Annotated in this window: 11 protein-coding genes; 4 read left to right on the top strand and 7 right to left on the bottom strand. The window is 66.7% G+C overall.

Annotated features, from left to right (window positions below; translation table 11 throughout):
- Window positions 1-148: 148 nt before the first annotated feature.
- From ABE423_RS19280 to ABE423_RS19270, 3 genes are all read right to left on the bottom strand, one after another.
- Window positions 149-463, bottom strand: a complete 315-nt coding sequence (locus tag ABE423_RS19280) for a hypothetical protein (protein WP_032130155.1) — start codon at window positions 461-463, stop codon at window positions 149-151.
- Window positions 464-547: 84 nt separating this feature from the next.
- Entirely contained in the window at window positions 548-1,723 is a 1,176-nt protein-coding gene (locus ABE423_RS19275) for an MltA domain-containing protein (protein ID WP_346487198.1), read from the bottom strand.
- 65 nt (window positions 1,724-1,788) lie between these two features.
- Window positions 1,789-3,300: an alpha/beta fold hydrolase gene (locus ABE423_RS19270; RefSeq protein WP_164080638.1), complete on the bottom strand. Its 1,512-nt coding sequence runs from the start codon at window positions 3,298-3,300 to the stop codon at window positions 1,789-1,791.
- Window positions 3,301-3,427: 127 nt separating this feature from the next.
- Between ABE423_RS19270 and ABE423_RS19265 the strand changes: the two genes are divergently transcribed.
- Together ABE423_RS19265 and ABE423_RS19260 are read left to right on the top strand one after the other, a co-directional pair.
- Complete coding sequence (locus ABE423_RS19265) at window positions 3,428-5,137, top strand: histidine kinase (protein ID WP_346487196.1); 1,710 nt, start codon at window positions 3,428-3,430, stop codon at window positions 5,135-5,137.
- Window positions 5,125-5,826 carry a LytTR family DNA-binding domain-containing protein gene (locus ABE423_RS19260; RefSeq protein ID WP_346487194.1) on the top strand — a complete coding sequence of 234 codons (702 nt, stop codon included), beginning with the start codon at window positions 5,125-5,127 and terminating at the stop codon, window positions 5,824-5,826. Before ABE423_RS19265 ends, ABE423_RS19260 begins: the two co-directional genes overlap by 13 nt.
- Window positions 5,827-5,902: 76 nt before the next feature.
- Here the strand turns inward: ABE423_RS19260 and ABE423_RS19255 are convergent, their stop codons facing one another.
- From ABE423_RS19255 to glnA, 4 genes are all read right to left on the bottom strand, one after another.
- Window positions 5,903-6,649 (bottom strand): N-acetylmuramoyl-L-alanine amidase, encoded by a 747-nt coding sequence (locus ABE423_RS19255; RefSeq protein WP_125893050.1) that lies wholly within the window; start codon window positions 6,647-6,649, stop codon window positions 5,903-5,905.
- 264 nt (window positions 6,650-6,913) lie between these two features.
- Entirely contained in the window at window positions 6,914-8,344 is a 1,431-nt protein-coding gene (gene amt, locus ABE423_RS19250) for an ammonium transporter (protein WP_346487192.1), read from the bottom strand.
- Window positions 8,345-8,365: 21 nt separating this feature from the next.
- A complete protein-coding gene (locus ABE423_RS19245) occupies window positions 8,366-8,704 on the bottom strand; it encodes a P-II family nitrogen regulator (protein ID WP_004134334.1) in 339 nt (112 codons plus the stop codon).
- Between the two features lie 368 nt (window positions 8,705-9,072).
- Entirely contained in the window at window positions 9,073-10,482 is a 1,410-nt protein-coding gene (gene glnA, locus ABE423_RS19240) for a type I glutamate--ammonia ligase (RefSeq protein WP_004153533.1), read from the bottom strand.
- 224 nt (window positions 10,483-10,706) lie between these two features.
- Between glnA and ABE423_RS19235 the strand changes: the two genes are divergently transcribed.
- Together ABE423_RS19235 and ABE423_RS19230 are read left to right on the top strand one after the other, a co-directional pair.
- Window positions 10,707-11,501 (top strand): undecaprenyl-diphosphate phosphatase, encoded by a 795-nt coding sequence (locus ABE423_RS19235; protein WP_012509682.1) that lies wholly within the window; start codon window positions 10,707-10,709, stop codon window positions 11,499-11,501.
- A 73-nt stretch (window positions 11,502-11,574) separates the two neighbouring features.
- Entirely contained in the window at window positions 11,575-12,402 is an 828-nt protein-coding gene (locus ABE423_RS19230; protein WP_012509681.1) for an META and DUF4377 domain-containing protein, read from the top strand.
- Window positions 12,403-12,515 lie beyond the last annotated feature (113 nt).

Genomic DNA, 12,515 nt, shown 5'->3' with positions numbered 1-12,515 from the left:
GGATGGGGATCGCTCGACTCGTCTGTCGGCTAGTATCCGCAGATGCATGCTTGACGGTCCCTCCACCCTGGCTCCTACATACCTCGTAGGAGCCGGGAGGAACATACAAGCATGGCTCGACTCTACAAAAACGGGGTGGAGCGGTGGCTTACACCGGGTAGCCGGTAGCTTCCCGGGCCTTCTTCCAGGCACTTTCGAATTCGCGCGCGGAGATTTCGTCGTCTTCGTCGAAATCCAGGAACGACACCGGCTGGTCGGCCAGCAGGAAGCGGTCATCGCTGTGGGCGTGCTCGTCGGCCCAGACCATCTTGGTGCCGTAGATCTCCACCTGGCGCACGATCTTCTCGCCACGGGCTTCCATCAGCACGTTGCCCTTGCCCAGGCCCGATTCGGCCCAGTGCTTGTAGTACTTCTTCGCGGCGGATTTCGCGCCGGGTTTTGCGTTGTGCTTTGCGTAGGTCATTGCAGAGGTCCTGGCCGCATGCGCGGTCGGAAAGTTCGGAATGGCGCCATTATCGCCCGACCTCGCAGCGCGCAGGTGAGTGCTTCACCGGGCCGACGCAGGCAACGCCACGCCCTTCGGCCACAGCATCCAGATGTTGCCCTTCTGCTTCATGTCGCCGGCCAGCTTGCCTGCGGCATCGCCACTGCCCCAGTACAGGTCCGCGCGCACTTCGCCGGCAATGGCGCCGCCGGTGTCCTGCGCGGCCACCGGGCGCACCACCGGGGTGCCGTCCGGGCGCGTGGTGGACAGCCACAGCAGGCTGCCCAGCGGCACCACGGTGCGATCCACCGCCACGCTGTAACCAGCGGTGAGCGGCACGTTCAGTGAACCACGCGGGCCTTCCGGGCTGTCCGGGTTGCGCACGAAGAACACGTAGCTGGGGTTGCTGCGCAGCAGTTCCGGCACGCGCGCGGGATTGGCCCGGGCCCAGGCGCGGATCGCATCCATGGTGACGTCTTCCTTCTTCAGCTGGCCCTGGTCGACCAGCCAGCGACCGATCGCGCGGTAGGGGTGGCCGTTCTGCTCGGCATAGGCCAGCCGTACCTGCGTGCCGTCGCCCAGGCGCACCCGGCCCGACCCCTGGATCTGCAGCAGCTGCAGGTCCATCGGGTCGGTCAGCCAGGCCAGTACCGGCGCCTTGGCGCCCTTGGCCGCGATGGTGCCGGCGTCGTCATAGGGCTTGAGCACCTTGCCCTCGACGCGCCCGCGCAGGCGCTTGCCCTTCAGTTCCGGGTAGACGCTGTCCAGCTGCACCACCACCAGATCATCGGGCGTGCCGTACACCGGTACAGTGGCAGCAGCCGTGCGGGTGAGGCTGCCGGGGTAGATCGGCTCGTAGTAGCCGGTAATCAGCCCGTCGGCCTGGTGGCCGCCGGCACGCAATGCATAGACATCCAAATCGCGCTGCAGGAACTGGCGGATCGCCGCCGGGTCCTTGTCCGAAACCGTCGCGGCGGTGGCGCAGGGTTTGGCCCAGACCGCATCGTTCTTCAGGCGGGTGCAGCTGCTGCGCCAGGCGACGAAACCGGCCTGCAGGTCGCTGTCGGAGACCGGTGGCAGTGCACTCCATGCGGCCTTGGCATAGGTGGCAGCGGGCGGCGTGACCGGCGTCGGCACTTCGGTTCCGGTGCGGGGAGCGGTGGTGGAGCAGCCGGCGAGCACAGCCAGCGCAACAAGGCCCAAGCTCGTGCGGTTCAGGGGGGCAATGATGTCTTTCATTGCCCCAATGTAGAGGAAACAGCACGGTGCCGGACGCGCCGGGTGCCCGGCACCACGCTCTCCCTTCAGCGTCCGCCACTGCCCAGCAGGCCACTGTTGCTGGTGGCGAACACCGGCGGCGGTACGTCCAGCTCGGCATCGTTCACGATGCGACCGGCCAGGAAGTCGACGATGCTGCGGGCAATGGCAGGATTGCCGGTCCACAGCTCGTGGTGATGGCTGGCGTTGCGCACCAGCAGCGAGCGGCCATGGCTGAAGCCTGGACGCAGCGCATCGGCGTTGGCCGGTGGCGTGCGCCCATCCAGCGTGCCGCTGATGAACAGCACCGGCACGTCGCTGCGCAGCGGCCCGCGGAAGGATTCGCCCAGATCGGCCAGACCCAGGCCGTTGCCGATGGCGGGGAACGGGAAGTTCAGGGCGTCGCCGAACAGGCTTTCGCGTGCCTGCGCTTCCACCCGCGCCAGGCGCTGCGGGCTCTGCCCGGAAGCCACGTCCATGGCCAGCCCCATCGCCGGGTACTGGGCGAACTGTGCGCGCACGATCAGCACCAGATCGGCCAGCGGGTCGTAGTTGCCGCGCTCGGCCTCGCGGAGTATCAACGGCAGCCACTGCTGGGTATGTCGCTGGCCAAGAGCATTGGCAATCAGGATCTGCGCATCGAATTCACCGATGGTCACCTGGCGACCGTCATGCATGCGGCTGCGACCCTGTCGCGGCTGCTCACGCAATGCCTGCAGCACGCGCTTTGCCGATCCGGCCAGATCGTCGAAGCCGTCCCTGCGGGCCAGTGGCGTCAGTTCCTGTAGCAGCGCATCGCTGCTGAGCGGCAGCTTCAGTGTGTCATCGGGGCCTTCGGTGCCCATCAGCACGACGCGTTCCAGATCTTTGCCGTGCAGGCGCACCGTCGCAAGCGCCAGGTGGGTGCCGTAGCTCATGCCCCACAAGCTGATCCTGGGCACACCCAGTGCGCGCCGCAGATCATCCAGGTCATCGGCACTCTCGGCGGTCGTATAGGCGCCCAGATCGACGCCAGCCTGACGCCAGAATTCCACGCACTTGGCAGCCGTCGCCTGCAATGCGGCCAGGGCCGCATCGCGCTGCAGTGGTTGGCCATCGTCGAAGCGGGTTTCATGCGGACACTCCGGCGGTGGTTCAGACAGACCGGCACCTCGCTGGTCGAGCAGCAGCACGTCGGCTTCGCGTCGGACCTGGTCGAACACCGGCCAGCGCGGGCCGCGCGCGGTATCGATGCCGGAACCACCCGGGCCACCGGCCAGATAAACCACGGGGGCGCTGCGGCCATTGCCACCGGTTGCACGCAGGCGTACCACCTTCAGCCCCATGCGCGGTCCGTCTGGCTCGCTGTGTCGGCGCGGCACTTCCAGCACGGCGATCTCTGCAGGGATGGCGCCATGTGCTCTGGTCTGCAGCGTGTACGGCTCGAACACCAATGCCCTAGGCGTGGCCTGCGCCGGCATGGCCGCAGCGAGCGCCAGACAGAACGTGGCCACCGTGGCGACCAGGGCAGAGCGACGAGGATGGAGACTGCTGGACGATGTGCAGGCGTTGCGGCTCATGGTGGGCTCCAAAGGAGGGACGTGCGCGGTCAGCATCGGCTCGATCACAGGGCTGTGGGGGCACCCGCCTGCCGAACGTCTCCAAAAGGCGGTCCAATGGCTCCACGCAACCGATACGATGGCCGCCATGCAGATCCCACGTACCCTGGCTGTTCTTGCTCTGCTGCTTGCGGCGGTGGCCGCATGGCTGGTCGTGTCGACGCCACCCGCCGGCGTGGTGTTCGTGCAGGGGGCGCAGATGGCACCTGCGGACGCCGGGGCATCCAGCCCCCTGCCTGCGCGGCCGCCGCAGGACCTGGCCTGGCGTCCGCTGGATCAGCAGCAGCTGGCGCAGTGGCGCGGCCCGTACTGGCTGCGCTGGCAGGTGCCGGCGCCAACCGGCACCGACGATCATGACCGCACGTTGCGGCTGTCGCTGCGCGCTGCCAGCCAGCTGTACTGGAACGGCACGCCCTGGATCAGCAATGGCGTCGTGGGCCGCACCGCTGAAGAAGAACAACCAGGACGCATCGACCTTGTCCACGTGCTTCCCCCCGCTTCTGGCAATGCCACCGATGAGCTGGTCGTGCTTGCATCCAGCCAGCGACAACATTTCACCCTGCATGGCGCCGACGCGATGGCACTGATCGCGCCCGCTGCTGTGCTGTATGGCCAGATCATCCTGCCATGGCTGGTTGCGGCCTTCGCCATCGGCGCACTGGCGGCAGCGAGCCTGTATTTCCTGGCAGTACTGCGTGGCCAGACCCGCACGCCCGGCACGCGCCTTCTGCTGGCACTGGGCGTGGTGGGACTGGCGTTGCCTGCAGTGGAAGCGTGGCGCTCCCTGCTGGGGTATGACTACCCGTGGCATGGCCCGCGCCTGATTGCACTGCTGGCGTTGCACGTAGCCGCGGCGGCACTGCTGCCAGCCTATCTGGCGCGGCGGTTCCAGGTAACGGTGCCGCGTGTCGCGTGCTTCGTCTATCTGTCCGTGATCGTGGTGCTCGCCTTCGTCCTGCCTGGCTTTGACACCCGCTCGGCCACGGTGCTGTTGTTGAGCCTGCACGCTTCAGTGTGGCTGCTGTTGCGTGCGCGCAGCGACACAGAGGATCGATGGCCGATCCTGGTCCTGCTGCTGGCCGGCCTGCTGGCGTTGCTGGTCGCGCGCGGCGCCTTCCTTGATGGGCCGTACTTCCTGCTGCTGGCGGTGCTGATGGTGTTCCTGCTGCTGCGTCATGCGGCACAGCTGCAGGCACTGGACCGGCACAACGCGTTGCTGCGTGAAGAGCGCGCACGGCTTTCATTGCAGCTGTTGCAGCGAGGCATCCAGCCACATTGGCTGATGAACACCCTCACAAGTCTGCAGGAACTGATCGAGCAGGCACCTTCGCGTGCCAGCCGCCTGGTGGAGTCATTGGCCGATCAGTTCGATCGGCTGCGTGACAGCAGCAGCCGGCAGAGCATTCCGTTGCAGGACGAGCTGGCCCTGTGCCGCAGCCATCTGGACATCGTTGGCCAGGCACTGGGCCAGCCCCTGGTGCTGGACGTGGATGGCGAGGATGCGCCGCTGTTGCTGCCGCCCGGCATCCTGCATGCACAGGTGGAGAACGCACTGACGCACGCCGGTGCGCTGGCATGCGTGCAGCACCCGTTCCGTCTGCGCGTGCAGCGCGGCGGTGGACGTTGGGTGCTGGAACTGCACAGCGCGCACGGCTCGTCCTCGCATCGCGGTCGCGGCACGGGCACGCGCTACATCGAAGCCAGTCTGGCGGCCGCCAGCCCCGGCGGATGGAGCTTCGTGCAAGGCATCGACGGCAACCAATGGTGCGGACGGATCGAACTGACATGCGCATCCTGATCGTTGAAGACGAACCGCTGGTACGCCAACGCCTGCAGCGGCTGTGCGCCGAGCTGGCAGGAACGCGCGCACGCTTCGATGCCGTGGCCGATCTGGAGGCAGCCGGCGACCGCCTGCAGCGCAATGTCTACGACGGCCTGCTGCTGGACCTCAACCTTGGGGGCGAGGACGGCTTCGAACTGCTGCGGCGTGCGGTAGCCGGCCGCTACCAGTGCGTAGTGGTGTCGGCCCACCGTGATCGTGCGCTGCAGGCATTTGAACACGGTGTACTCGACTTCGTTCCCAAGCCCTTTTCGCGCGAACGCCTTGGTCAGGCGCTGGAACGCTTGTTCGATACCAGCGGTATGCGTTCAGGCCGGGCACGCTACCTGGGCATCTGGCGTGCGCAGGGAACGGCAACCGTCGAGCTCTCGGAGGTGATGTGGATCGCGGCAGATGGCGACTACAGCCAGGTGCGCATGCGCGATGGCCGCAGCGAGCTGCATGACAAATCCCTGACTGCACTGGCCTCGGTACTGCCTCAGGATTTCGTCCGCTGCCATCGATCGCACCTGGTCAACCTGCGGCACGTGCGTACGTTGCATGCGGGTTCCGGCAGCCGCTACTGGCTGGTGCTGAGCGACGGTAGCGAGCTGGTTGTTGGCCGCGCGCACATCGTGGCGCTACGCGATGCGCTGGGTCTGGGGTGATCGCCAGAGGATGCCAGGCATGGTCTGGCACTACCGGGGAGCGGGAACGGCATGGAGCGAACGCGCCAGGCATGGTTCACGGCGTCTGCAGCAGCAGGGAATGCAGGATGCGGGCGTCTTCGGCATCCAGTGTCTTCGGCAGGTCGTCGCGGCCACGGAAACGGCGGTGGAAGGCTGCGACGGTGGCGTCCCGGTTGTCGAGCGGATAGCCGAAGCGGGCCAGCGCACTCCACGCGTCAAAGCCTTCCGGTGCCGCACCGTCGGCCGCGCGCGGCCAGACGCCGAAACCGGCCTCGGCCAGCTGCTGCCACGGGAAGAACCGGCTCGGATCCTGCTTGCGCGTCGGCGCCAGGTCGGCGTGGCCAATCACCTGCCGCGGCGGAATGTTCAGGCGGGCGGTGAGATCGCGCAGCAGCACGATCAGCGATTCGATCTGCGCCGCACTGAACGGGCTGCGGCCATCGTTGTCGAGCTCGATGCCGATCGATGCCGAGTTGAGGTCGGTGATGGTGCCCCAACGCCCGGCGCCGGCGTGCCAGGCGCGGCGCTCATCGGCAACCAGCTGATAGCGATGGCCATCGGCACCGATCAGGTAGTGCGCGCTGACCGGTCCACCGCTGTTGGCCGTGCGCAACGTACGCAGGCTCTGCTGCACTGACTTCTGCTCGGTGTGATGGATGACGATGATGACGGGCGTGCGCGCGTTCTGGTTGGGTGACGGCACCCAGGTGGCGAGCGGGTTGCGGGTTTCCTGCGGCGCGGAGGCACAGGCGGCCAGCAGCAGGCAGGCCGAGAGCATCAGGGCGGTGCGGATCGGGTGCATGGCCCGATTGTGCGCGATCAGGCGCGATGATGCATGCTGCCGTGCCGACCAAGTGGTCGGCACCCACCAGAGAGGATGCAGTAGATCCACGCCATGCGTGGATGGGCTAGCCGCTGTGCCGACCAACGGTCGGCACCCACCAGAGCAGACCCAGACCCAGTGCCAAGCAAGCTTGGCACCCACCAGAACAGTAGAAGTGCCGACCAACGGTCGGCACCCACCATGGCGGCGGCAGGCGACCCCGCAGGGCCGCTCGCCGTTACCTCAGGCCTCGTATGCCGACTCGCCGTGCGAGGTCACATCCAGGCCGGTGCGCTCTGCTTCCTCGGTCACGCGCAGGCCGACCACGCTGCGCACCACCAGCAGGATCAGCGTGGTCACTACCGCCGACCAGACCACGGTCAAGCCGACGCTGACCACCTGCACCCAGACCTGATGGGCGATATCCAGATCGGCCTTGGTGCCGCCCAGCGACTGCGCACTGAACACACCGGTGAGAATCGCGCCGACGATGCCGCCGACACCATGCACACCGAACACGTCGGCGGTGTCGTCCACCTTCAGCAGGCGCTTCAAACCGGTCACGCCCCACACGCAGACCACGCCGGCGACGAAGCCGATGATGATCGCGCCGAGCGGGCCGACGGTGCCGCAGGCCGGCGTGATGCCGACCAGGCCGGCGACTGCGCCCGAGGCCGCGCCCAGTGCCGACGGCTTGCCCTTGCTGATCGCTTCCACCAGCGTCCAACCGAGTACGGCAGCGGCCGTGGCCAGCACGGTATTGAGGAAGGCCAGCGAGGCGACGGCATCGGCGGCAGCGGCGGAACCCGCGTTGAAGCCGAACCAGCCGACCCACAGCAGCATCGCGCCGATATAGGTAAACGGCACGTTGTGCGGCTTCAGCGCGGTCTGGCCATAGCCCAGGCGCTTGCCGACGAACCACGCGGCGACCAGACCGGCCACACCGGCGTTGATGTGGACCACGGTGCCACCGGCGAAATCGATCGCGCCCATCTCACCCAGGTAGCCGCCACCCCAGACGATGTGCGCCATCGGGATGTAGCTGAGGGTGAACCACAGCGCCGAGAACAGCAGCACCGCACGGAACTTGATGCGCTCGGCGAACGCGCCGACGATCAGCGCGGTGGTGATGCCAGCAAACGTCGACTGGAAGGCGACGAACAGGTAGTCCGGCAGGCCCTTGATCGGGGTGTTGCCGACCGACTCCGGAGTGAAGCCCTTGAGGAAGGCGAATTCGGTGAACGAGCCGAAGAACGGGTTGCCCGTGCTGAACACCGCGCTGTAGCCATAGGCCACCCACAGCAGCAGCACCAGCGAGAACACCACCAGGATCTGGCTGAGCACCGACAGCACGTTCTTCGAACGCACCAGGCCGCCGTAGAACAAGGCCAGGCCCGGCACCACCATCAGCAGCACCAGCAGGGTGGACGTCAGCATCCAGGCCACGTCGCCATGGTCGTAGGTCGCGGCGGCTTCAGCCGCGGCCGGTGCGGCGGCCGCAGCGACCGGGTCCTGCAGCGGTTCGACCGCCACGCTTTCGCTCGGCAGCGGCGAGATCTGGGCCTGAGCGTGGGCACTGCCCGGCCACGCACCGGCGGCCAGCGCGCTGAGCAGCATCAACAGGCACACGAAGTGGAACCGGGCTTGCCACCCGGTGAGAAGGCGCATCTTCATGGGGGAGTCTCCGGAAAGGGGTTACAGCGCGTCGGCACCGATTTCGCCGGTGCGGATGCGGATGACCTGTTCGACGGCGGTGACGAAGATCTTGCCGTCACCGATCTTGCCGGTGCCTGCCGACGACTGGATCGCTTCGATCACCGCGTCGGCACGCTCGTCGGTGACCACGGTTTCGATCTTGATCTTGGGCAGGAAGTCGACGACGTACTCGGCGCCGCGATACAGCTCGGTGTGGCCCTTCTGGCGGCCGAAGCCTTTCACTTCGGTCACGGTGATGCCCGACACGCCTGCGTCGGAGAGGGCCTCGCGGACCTCGTCGAGCTTGAACGGCCGGATGATGGCGGAGATCAGTTTCATGCGCATGTCCCGAGGGTGGATGGGGCCAGCGCGCCAGCGCGCGTTGGCATCAGGCAACCAGCGGCCATCAGGATGATGGCCGTGGCTGTTGCACCGGACACGTACAGGGCCGGGACGGCCGTGCCTCTCTCCTTGCACGACCGACGCGGGAGGGAGGGCGGCCCTGGTCGCGTATCCGGTCTCTCTTGCCCCTGTTTCAGCGGACTAACAGTCCGCTCTACTGCAGCGGGCCAGCGGCCCGCTCTACCACGGCGGGTCGGGGTCCGCTCTACCACGGCGGACCGGGGCCCGCCCTGCGGCTCCCCAGCCGCGAAGACGGAAGCGATGGCGGCGGGTGGGAGGGGGAAGCCCACCGCCATCGCCACCGGTCAGCTGGCGTAGTACAGCTGGTATTCCAGCGGGTGGGTGGCCGCGCGGAACTTGGTCACTTCCTGCATTTTCAGCGCGATGTAGCCGTCGATGAAGTCATCGCTCATCACGCCGCCGGCCTTCAGGAACTCGCGGTCCTTGTCCAGCGCTTCCAGCGCCTGGTCCAGCGAGGAGCAGACCTGCGGGATCAGCTTCTCTTCTTCCGGCGGCAGGTCGTACAGGTCCTTGTCGCTCGGTGCGCCCGGGTCGATCTGGTTCTTGATGCCGTCCAGGCCGGCCATCATCAGCGCGGTGAAGGTGAGGTAGCCGGACTGGATCGGATCCGGGAAGCGCATTTCGATGCGGCGTGCCTTCGGGTTGGACACCCACGGAATGCGGCACGAAGCCGAACGGTTGCGGGCCGAGTAGGCCAGCATTACCGGTGCTTCGTAGCCCGGCACCAGGCGCTTGTAGCTGTTGGTGCCCGAGTTGGCGAAGGCGTTGATGGCCTTGGCATGCTTGAAGATGCCGCCGATGTACCACAGCGCCAGCTGGCTCAGGCCACCGTAGCCGTCACCGGAGAACAGGTTGGTGCCGCCCTTGGACAGCGACTGGTGCACGTGCATGCCGCTGCCGTTGTCGCCGACGATCGGCTTGGGCATGAAGGTGACGGTCTTGCCGTTGCGGTGCGCGACGTTCTTGATCACGTACTTCATGCGCAGCAGTTCGTCGGCCTTCTGCACCAGGGTGCTGAACTTGGTGCCGATCTCGCACTGGCCGGCGGTGGCCACTTCGTGGTGCTGCACTTCAACTTCGATGCCGACCTGTTCCAGGGTCTTGCACATCTCGGCGCGCAGGTCGTGCAGGGTGTCGGTCGGCGGCACCGGGAAGTAACCGCCCTTCACGCCCGGACGGTAGCCGCTGTTGGCGCCGTCGTACTTGGCGCCGCTGTTCCACGCCGCTTCTTCCGAGTCGACCTGGAAGAAGGTGTGGCCCATTTCATTGGCGAAGCGGACCGAATCGAAGATGAAGAATTCCGGCTCCGGGCCGAAGAACGCGGTTTCGGCGATGCCGGAGGACTTCAGGTAGGCCTCGGCGCGCTTGGCGATGCCGCGCGGGCAACGGCCATACGGCTGCATGGTGGCCGGGTCGAGGATGTCGCAGCTGATCACGATGGTCGGATCGGCGTAGAACGGGTCGACGTAGGCGCTGGCGGTATCCGGCAGCAGCACCATGTCCGATTCGGCGATGCCCTTCCAGCCGGCGATCGAGCTGCCATCGAACATCTTGCCTTCTTCGAACAGCGACGGCTCGACGATGCTGACCGGGAAGGTCACGTGCTGCTCGACACCACGCATGTCGACAAAGCGCAGGTCGACGAACTCGATCTGGTTGTCCTTGATCAGCTTCTCAACGTTTTCCACGGACATCGGTACGACCTCGGATGGGGATGAATGCCTGCTGAGGTACAGCAACGACCGTGCCAACTTTTCGCAGGCTGCAAGTCATTGATTTCAAAAAGGCCGCCCCGCAGCGGTGCAGAACCGTGCGCACCAAATGGGTGCAGCCGACAGCGGACGCACCCGTTTGGTGCGGCAGTGATCGTCTATCCTCTCGACCTTCTTCCTTCCTGCCGCGCGTGCCCGCACCGTCCATGTCCGACCTGCTCTCCGCCCTGCTGCTGGGCATCCTCGAAGGCTTGACCGAGTTCCTGCCGATCTCCAGCACCGGCCACCTGCTCATCGCCCAGCACTGGCTGGGTGCCCGTTCGGACTTCTTCAACATCGTCATCCAGGCCGGCGCGATCGTGGCGGTGGTACTGGTGTTCCGCCAGCGCCTGCTGCAGCTGGCCACCGGCTTCGGGCAGCGCGAGAACCGCGAGTACGTATTCAAGCTGGGCGCGGCCTTCCTGGTCACCGCCGTGGTCGGCCTGGTGGTGCGCAAAGCCGGCTGGTCGCTGCCCGAGACGGTCAGCCCGGTGGCCTGGGCACTGATCATCGGTGGCATCTGGATGCTGCTGGTGGAGGCCTACACCGCACGCCTGCCCGACCGCGACCAGGTGACCTGGACCGTGGCGATCGGCGTCGGCCTGGCACAGGTGGTGGCCGGCGTGTTCCCCGGCACCTCGCGTTCGGCCTCGGCGATCTTCCTGGCCATGCTGCTGGGCCTGAGCCGCCGCGCGGCCGCCGCCGAGTTCGTGTTCCTGGTCGGCATTCCCACCATGTTCGCCGCCAGCGCCTACACCTTCCTGGAAATGGCCAAGGCCGGACAGCTGGGCAGCGAGAACTGGACCGAGGTGGGCGTGGCCTTCCTTGCCGCGGCCGTCACCGGCTTCGTCGTAGTGAAGTGGCTGATGGGCTACATCAAATCGCACAAATTCACCGCGTTCGCGCTTTACCGCATCGCGCTGGGCGCCGCGCTGCTGCTGTGGTTGCCGTCCGGCAGCTGAACAGCGCCGGGGCACGGTAACCCCGTTGCCGGCCCCACCCCGTTTCCCCCACGGTTCCCCAAGGAGAATCACCATGAACCGCAAGCTCACCCTGCTCCTCCCGCTGGCCCTGCTGGCCGCCTGCAGCCAGACCCCGGCCCCGGCCGGCACCGGCGGCGACGACGTGGCCCCGGCCGCGGCCAAGGCAGCAGACCAGCAGACGCTGGCGCACCTGGACGCGCAGCGCCTGCAGAGCCAGCACTGGCTGCTGCAGCAGGCCACCGCCGCCGACGGCAAGCGCATCGACGCACTGTTCGCCCGCGAAGACAAGCCGGTCACCCTGGACTTCGCGGATGGCCGCCTGTCGGTCAGCAACGCCTGCAACCACATGGGTGGCGGCTACACCCTGGCCGACGGCAAGCTGACGGTCAGTGCGATGGCCTCGACCATGATGGCCTGCACCGACAAGGCGCTGATGGCGCTGGACGAGGCCGTGTCGAGCCGCCTGCAGGGCGAGCTGAAGGCCGAGCAGGATGCCGATGGCAAGCTGACCCTGACCAACGCGAAGGGCGACGTGCTGGTGTTCAACCCGGAACCGACCGCTGAAACCCGCTACGGCGGCGCCGGCGAAACCGTATTCCTGGAAGTGGCCGCCAAGACCGAGAAGTGCTCGCACCCGCTGATCCCGGACTACCAGTGCCTGCAGGTGCGTGAAGTGAAGTTCGACGACAAGGGCCTGAAGCAGGGTGAGCCGGGCAAGTTCGAGAACTTCTACGGCAACATCGAGGGTTACACCCACGAGGACGGCGTGCGCAACGTGGTGCGCGTGAAGCGCTACGAAGTGAAGAACCCGCCGGCCGATGCGCCGTCGCAGGCGTACGTGCTGGACATGGTGGTCGAGTCGGCCATCGAGAAGAAATAAAACGATGGAAGGGCGGCCGAAAGGCCGCCCTTCTTCGTTCTGTAGAGTCGAGGCCAGGAGCCCGAAATTTCACGTGGGTAGGGCCAGGGAGGGCCCCACACAAACACAAACCC

Origin of the sequence: Stenotrophomonas sp. TWI1409, assembly GCF_039673015.1 — a bacterium.
GTDB classification, from domain to species: Bacteria; Pseudomonadota; Gammaproteobacteria; order Xanthomonadales; family Xanthomonadaceae; genus Stenotrophomonas; species Stenotrophomonas maltophilia_A.
This window is presented reverse-complemented; position numbering and strand designations above follow the sequence as displayed.

Bases quoted from the DNA above. Each gene is read 5' to 3' on its own strand.
- ABE423_RS19280 (WP_032130155.1), bottom strand. From the start codon at position 463: ATGACCTACGCAAAGCACAACGCAAAACCCGGCGCGAAATCCGCCGCG.
- ABE423_RS19275 (WP_346487198.1), bottom strand. From the start codon at position 1,723: ATGAAAGACATCATTGCCCCCCTGAACCGCACGAGCTTGGGCCTTGTT.
- ABE423_RS19270 (WP_164080638.1), bottom strand. From the start codon at position 3,300: ATGAGCCGCAACGCCTGCACATCGTCCAGCAGTCTCCATCCTCGTCGC.
- ABE423_RS19265 (WP_346487196.1), top strand. From the start codon at position 3,428: ATGCAGATCCCACGTACCCTGGCTGTTCTTGCTCTGCTGCTTGCGGCG.
- ABE423_RS19260 (WP_346487194.1), top strand. From the start codon at position 5,125: ATGCGCATCCTGATCGTTGAAGACGAACCGCTGGTACGCCAACGCCTG.
- ABE423_RS19255 (WP_125893050.1), bottom strand. From the start codon at position 6,649: ATGCACCCGATCCGCACCGCCCTGATGCTCTCGGCCTGCCTGCTGCTG.
- amt (WP_346487192.1), bottom strand. From the start codon at position 8,344: ATGAAGATGCGCCTTCTCACCGGGTGGCAAGCCCGGTTCCACTTCGTG.
- ABE423_RS19245 (WP_004134334.1), bottom strand. From the start codon at position 8,704: ATGAAACTGATCTCCGCCATCATCCGGCCGTTCAAGCTCGACGAGGTC.
- glnA (WP_004153533.1), bottom strand. From the start codon at position 10,482: ATGTCCGTGGAAAACGTTGAGAAGCTGATCAAGGACAACCAGATCGAG.
- ABE423_RS19235 (WP_012509682.1), top strand. From the start codon at position 10,707: ATGTCCGACCTGCTCTCCGCCCTGCTGCTGGGCATCCTCGAAGGCTTG.
- ABE423_RS19230 (WP_012509681.1), top strand. From the start codon at position 11,575: ATGAACCGCAAGCTCACCCTGCTCCTCCCGCTGGCCCTGCTGGCCGCC.